Below are 6,247 nucleotides of genomic sequence, written 5' to 3'. Positions count from 1 at the left end.
GAATGCGAAACATGGTCTCAAGCGCATACGGACGTCTGCCATTGCCTGCTTTAGGATAAAAGGGTTCAATCACTTCCAGCAGTTGAGACCACGGCAGCAAATTATCCATCCGGGATAAGAAAATTTCTTTGCGGGTCTGGCGGCGCTTGCTGGAAAATTCACTATCGGCAAAAGTTAACTGTTGGCTCATGGACGGTAATGACTGCAATTTACTATGCAGCTATGATCTCACATTGGGGACTTATTCGCATCCTCCCTAGGGCACTTGATATTGAGCGGCTCTCAGGAATTATCCTCTGGCGCCTTAAAGGTTTCTGGAAAGTATTTGTGACCTATTTTATCCCAGTCAATGAAGATGGCTGCACAGGCTAGCGTCACCAGCATACCAATCGTTCCGTACACAATAATTTGATACATCGCGTTCCTCACATTTAACAAACACAAATGTTAGCAGGCTTCCTAGTTTTAACCATGCTGCTCACAGTCATGGATTAACAACGAAGCCGTACTATAGACCCAAAGCAATCAGCAGCTATCATACGAGTATAGGGCATGATTAAGGCATTTTTCGAGAAAAAATTGAACACCTTAATTCAATTTGAGGAAATACACACTATGTCACAAGGTTTTTTTAATGTGAGAGTAAAGAGCAAATATCGGCTCAATTGAAGTGAACACATTTCCGTAAAGTGACTTGGTTTCCAATCTATCACTCGTAACAACAAAGAAGTACAAAGGTAACCAAGGTCAGCAACAAGAAAAAAGCGACGTGGGTTAGTGTCACAGTCTATCTTCGAACCGCTGAACTACTAGATATGCTAACACAGCAAGACACTGAGACTTTTGACACAGGCTCGCTGGTGGAAGATAAGTGGATTGAACAGCGCAACCAAAATCGCTCTAAGCTCGGCATAGCTATTGTCTTGTCGAATATTTATAGAGACCCGGTCAAGATAGTTGGCTAAACCTACTTATCGTAGGAATTTTCGTGTGAAAGTTTTCGATTTCATATTAGTATCAATATTTGCTCCATTGGTTAATAGTTCGGCGCTAGCCGCCCGGGTTAGTTTAATCATTATCGCCAAAAGCAGAATAAGCCGCTGAGTTAATATTGAGGTGTGAGCATATATTTAAGCTCAGAGCCTAACCATTAATGTAGCGAAGCTGATAATTTCAGGACAAGAGTATGAGCAAGAAAAGTTTGATATCACAGGCCTCCACCGCATTGAGCCTCTATCAGATAGATAATAATGAGTCTGGCAATAGTGAAGCACTACCCCCCGAGAGTAGTGCCCAAATAGATATTGTTGTTTCGCATTCCATGCCGTTACCAGTTGAAATATTAGACTCTCAGGTGTCGGTGAAAATTCCTGCAGAATTTTTTGATGTGATAGCGAGAGATTGGTGTGAAAAACGTGAAATAATCACAAATAAGTACACGCTAGAGGAGCTTCTTAGCCCAAACGATTTTCACTGGCCAACAGGCGAAGAAGAACTTATTGATGAAGTAGCTGATGACACTGCACGAAGTAAACAAGTCATTGAGCATGAGCAACAAACAGGAGATGAGGTTCTTCAATATAAGAATATATTTGATGTAATCTCTGACGACGAAAATTCGGCAGAGACTATGCAAAAACGTAGCAATGCTCTCTTAAGATTGCGAGAAATGGGGCAGCGACTTCAAAGTGAATTTCCAATATTAAGTATTATAAATAACGAAGAAGAGCACCAAAAAGCTTTAGACATTATGGAAATTTTGTTACAGGACTACGATAACAACCTATTGCTTATAGATGCACTAAGCTGTGCCATTACCCGATATGAACAATCAGAGCAGTTTACGCAATAAATTTAAAAACTCGTTGATAAGGTAAAATGCTGGCAGAGAGGGGGGCATGTAAACTTGATAAAGCCACTTATGATGAGATGCCCACACACATCGAACAATGTTGAGCACAAAAAGCGGTGTCGCCTTCAGTGAGTTACTCAACTAAGCGCTCACTGAGCATCAACTAAGACTAAATCTAAAACAAAACCGAAAACGAGAACCTGTAAAAATCTAGTCAATTTCGACTTCGGGAAGGTGAGGAAATTTTCTCGCAATCTTTTCTTTTGAACGTTCTCTAAACGTACTCATAAACTTATCCAATCGAGCCTTGTCTTCAGACCGTGGGTTTTTGCTTGATAAAATGAAGCTCAATGGAACTCTCGACACTCTTGCCATGATACACCTTTAAACACTGTTTCAATCGATGCTCTGCCGTTCTAGTAAAGGCAATTTTTCTTCTAAGTTGGTCAAAATTCAGCGAATATAACAATGTCGTACTAGCCTTGTGCTGTCTTTCGCTACTAGACATTATAGCGCGTTCTAATTAACAATACACACCATGCTCTAGACGACCAATCAACGCCATAACCTCGTTTGTCCCCGCGTATGTCGATATCATCGTGATAGGCTGAATGCCATTCAATCCACGAGAGGGAGACTTAAGCCATGACAGCGCTTTCTCTTTACTGCCATCAAAAAGCGTTATCCCTGCATTAATCACTTGAATGAGGCGAACTACTTTTTCGCTTTCAATAACACTCAACTTTCCAGCATTTGCACGACGACGTAGCGTGGATACTGAAATCCCGAGTAACCCAACCAATTCTGCATTGGTCATTTCAGCGTAACGTGCGATGCGCAAAAAGGTGGAATAGGGTAAACCTCTTGCTATGGCCTCTTGAAGCTGGCGACCTCTCTGGGGGATGTCAATGATATCCCATATAGTCTGCTTTTTCCCTCTGTCGCGCGTGTACGTTAACATGATGCACTCCCACAATACGTGTTACAGCAAAAAATGTGATTCAAAAGTCCAGCTGAAGGCGAGTATTCGCATTTGTTGAATGGGCCTATATTAACCTATTTTTCCCTAACTTATATACTCAGTATACAATCTGAAGTTCTACATCGGGACGTACACCGCTTTATAAACCTGCTGTCTTTCTGGTGTTTAAGGGTTACATTTGTGAATTTTATTTATTGCCTATCCCATGTCTTTGGGAATAGCAGAACTGTCACGAAGTATGGCAACTGAACATCCGAAAGGCCACTCTTTCAATCAATATAGTCGGGAGAGGCATTCGGAGTATCGTGAAATTCCATACTGATATACCTTCATGTACTCAAGCTGTTCTAGACGTTAGAGGCAATAATCGACCGCATTATCATGCGGTGGCATCCTTATGTGATGGTTAGTTATCCTTTTTTGGAGGAGCAAAAATTCAGTATGGGATGTTTTGGTATGTCAGCTGTTTTCTAACTTTCTTGTCAAGTAGCCTTTTGCAACAGGATCTATTTATCATGTCGACGTGCAATCCAATAAAAGCCAATACCTACCACTAATAATGTTAATATAATAAAGATAGTGCCGATAAACTGAATCTTATTAATGGCTTGTCCCTCCTCAAAGTATTTTTTCTTGAAATTACCATGCCGATAACAATCGATCACCTTAGAAGCCCCCTTGGGGTATGGTAGTTTTCGTCTGATGAATTGACTGACTTTTTTCCCGCTACCGATAATGAACAGTTACTTGTTGTGCATTTGTCCGCTTCCCCTTTAATGAGACAGTGTAGATGGATTAGTAAAACAATGAAAGGACTCAGCAAGGCAAAATGTGCTGTAGCAGAACACCACTGGAAACATTAATCGATGGGAAACGGGCTTGGCTGAGAAGAATCTAGCTCAAATCTAATCTTACAGCGGCGCCTAAAAAAACGAGTAAGCATCAATTCTGAGCTAGTACAGTTGAAAGTGCACGGTGAGAGCATGAACGATCAAATATCGTTCAACGCTACCAAACCCGCCGCTAACACCTTTTCCAAGTAATCAGTGCTACCATGCGCACGTTTCTGTTTCCGTGGCACACTTACTTTTCTGGTTGTCTCCGCGCGAAGCATGTTCAAAGCAAATTTCCTCGCCCCTGACAGGATTTCGGCGGCATTGCCACGATATATCTGACATTCATCTTCTTTCATCGAGACATCAAGAACCCAATGAAGACTGTTTTCTACTGCCCAATGACTTCTCACGGCAGTGGCGAAGCGTGCTTTTGTCAAAGCGGCTGAGCTAATGTAGTACCGGTATTCCAAAGATTCTTTACCGCTTTTGGGCTGCCGATAGCTTAGCGTAACGCCTATAGTTTTCAGCCCTTTCCATTCAGGGAACCTATTCACTAACGATGCCGCATCCATAACATGGTACGCTCTCGCTTCGCCTCGTCCATGATGTTTTTCTAGGCAAATCACTTCCTTGTTTATGGCACCCGCAAGCTTATGTGGACTCCCCCATGTCAACAACCAAAATTTAATATCACAAAAAGAAAAATGCGTGCTTATGTTCGAGCTCTAATAGAGAAGCTATCTCTGGCTCACTGATGTTTACGCGAACAAACGGCCAAGTCTCGCTGGCGAGCTTTTATGCTCCAAGCTTGCGGCTGACTTCGTTTGTAGATTTTTATCTTTGTTCAAGCATTTTAGTTGGTTAACTCATTTTGCGCTGTGAGTTATGCAGCGTGATACTCTGTATTATTTTGCAGCATACTATAAGCAGTTCTGACGGTTTTATTAGCCAGGGCTACAGCTGCACACCTATTACCTCGCCGTTGCATTAAGCCCTGCAACCAAAGTTCTTTTTTCGTTTTTGCGCCGTACTTTATCACTTTAATCACCACTGACATGGCGCCAGTGATCAGCTGACTTCGGAGGGAGCCGTTTTTACAATACTTACCTATGGTTCCCATTACTTCTTTACCACCAGAGGAATGCTGAATGGGCGTTAAACCAATACAAGCAGACGCATTTTTCCCACTTTTAAATGGCTGTGATTGATTTGCACCCAGCGCAATGTAAAGGTTTACCGCATTAACTGGACCTACACCTTCAAGCTTTAATAGTTTCTTACAATCAGGTAATAACTGAATACTCTGTTCTAAATATTTATCATATTCGCGAATAGCACTAATCATATTTTCAAGTTGTACTTTAGCGACCGAAAGAGTGGCACGGAAGGTATCAGACAAATTATTCTCTCCGTCTTCAAGTACACCTTTTAACCCTCGCAGTATGCCGCCTTGTGTATTGGGTAAGCGGATATTTAGTTCTAACAGTAACGATACTATTTGTTTCTGCGAGGCGTTTTGACTCTTAATTGCTAACTCACGCAAACGTTGAATTGATTGTAGCTGTTGTTGCTCAACTCCACTTTTTGTTCGAACCATAGAGCTTTTGGCAACCAACCGCCAGATTACGTGGATGACCTTTTTCCCAGAAGGCGACTCCTTCACGTGGAGGGATTAGAGGTATTGCTTTCTTAACCCTAATCGCCCTGTGGCACTCCCTTGTATCGTAAGCGCCATCTCCCGAAATTTCCTTGATGGATCGGCGTGTTTGATTGAGTAAATTTGGGAGTACTTCCGCATGTGTCACGCCTGAAATATTGTACTTGCGCCAGTTTGTGGTTTTGTAGCGAGACTTCGGCATGTAGTCAAAGTCAGTGAATGAATGTCCCTGATCTGATCGTAAGATTCTGATTTAGTTCATTCGATTTCCGCAACAAAGCCCACGCTAATTATTATCAGGCACTGACTGAGTTGAGATACTAGCGGAAGCTACGAACTGCTAATCAAGTTCGACCACTATTTTACCAATCTGCTGATTGGACTCCAGATAGTTATGCGCTGCTACTATCTCTTCAAATTTAAAGCTTCGATCAATGACAGGCTTGAGTGTTCCCTCGGATAAACCCGAGAGGATAAATTGCTTTGCTCTGCGAAAACGCTCGATGTCTTTTATAACTTCAGTAAACACATACCCCCTAACTGTCAGACTTTTACGAAGTGCTATTTTTAAGGGAAGAGGAGTTACTTCGGGACTTAATGCTCCGTGTACTATTATTGTTCCTTCAGGGCTCATTGCTTCAGCAATTTCAGCTATCTGCGGCCCACCGACAGCATCAAATGCGATTTTTAAATTGTTTGCTCCCAAGATGCTTCTCAAGCTATCCAGTAGCGGTTCTTCTTGGGTTGCAATCACATGGGCCGCGCCAGCCTTGAGCACAGCAGCCTTTTTAGCTCCTGTTAGAGTTGTAGCGATAGCGGTACCCCCCAGAGCATTCACAATTTGAATCGCAGCCAATCCAACACTGCTCGATGCGGCGGTTATCAGTACTGCATCGCCTTTTTGCACGTTAGCAATTTCG

At 42.4% G+C, this 6,247-nt stretch carries 6 protein-coding genes and 3 pseudogenes; 2 read left to right on the top strand and 7 right to left on the bottom strand.

What is annotated here, in order from left to right; genetic code table 11:
• Window positions 1-190 (bottom strand): annotated as a pseudogene (locus tag BIZ39_RS19950) (IS5/IS1182 family transposase); the annotation flags it as partial.
• A 92-nt stretch (window positions 191-282) separates the two neighbouring features.
• Window positions 283-417, bottom strand: a complete 135-nt coding sequence (locus BIZ39_RS22395) for a hypothetical protein (protein ID WP_262385816.1) — start codon at window positions 415-417, stop codon at window positions 283-285.
• Between the two features lie 769 nt (window positions 418-1,186).
• Between BIZ39_RS22395 and BIZ39_RS19940 the strand changes: the two genes are divergently transcribed.
• On the top strand, window positions 1,187-1,852 hold the full coding sequence (locus BIZ39_RS19940; RefSeq protein WP_187447845.1) for a hypothetical protein: 666 nt from the start codon (window positions 1,187-1,189) through the stop codon (window positions 1,850-1,852).
• A 523-nt stretch (window positions 1,853-2,375) separates the two neighbouring features.
• Here the strand turns inward: BIZ39_RS19940 and BIZ39_RS19935 are convergent.
• On the bottom strand, window positions 2,376-2,813 hold the full coding sequence (locus BIZ39_RS19935) for an antitoxin Xre-like helix-turn-helix domain-containing protein (RefSeq protein WP_187447844.1): 438 nt from the start codon (window positions 2,811-2,813) through the stop codon (window positions 2,376-2,378).
• A gap of 823 nt (window positions 2,814-3,636) precedes the next feature.
• Between BIZ39_RS19935 and BIZ39_RS22390 the strand changes: the two are divergent.
• Window positions 3,637-3,743, top strand: a pseudogene (locus BIZ39_RS22390) (IS481 family transposase); the annotation flags it as partial.
• A gap of 82 nt (window positions 3,744-3,825) precedes the next feature.
• On the opposite strand, the gene BIZ39_RS19925 reads toward BIZ39_RS22390, so the two are convergent.
• From BIZ39_RS19925 to BIZ39_RS19910, 4 genes and pseudogenes are all read right to left on the bottom strand, one after another.
• Entirely contained in the window at window positions 3,826-4,296 is a 471-nt protein-coding gene (locus BIZ39_RS19925) for an ISAs1 family transposase (RefSeq protein ID WP_187447843.1), read from the bottom strand.
• A gap of 257 nt (window positions 4,297-4,553) precedes the next feature.
• A complete protein-coding gene (locus tag BIZ39_RS19920) occupies window positions 4,554-5,015 on the bottom strand; it encodes a transposase (RefSeq protein ID WP_262385817.1) in 462 nt (153 codons plus the stop codon).
• 232 nt (window positions 5,016-5,247) lie between these two features.
• Window positions 5,248-5,487, bottom strand: a pseudogene (locus BIZ39_RS19915) (transposase); the annotation flags it as partial.
• A gap of 180 nt (window positions 5,488-5,667) precedes the next feature.
• The coding region (locus BIZ39_RS19910; protein ID WP_187447842.1) for a zinc-binding dehydrogenase at window positions 5,668-6,247 on the bottom strand (580 nt) is incomplete at its 5' end.

It is taken from the genome of Alteromonas sp. BZK5, from assembly GCF_014349115.1.
GTDB lineage: Bacteria > Pseudomonadota > Gammaproteobacteria > Enterobacterales > Alteromonadaceae > Alteromonas > Alteromonas macleodii.
Note: the sequence above shows the minus strand (reverse complement) of the source record. Positions and strands in the feature narration are given on the sequence as shown.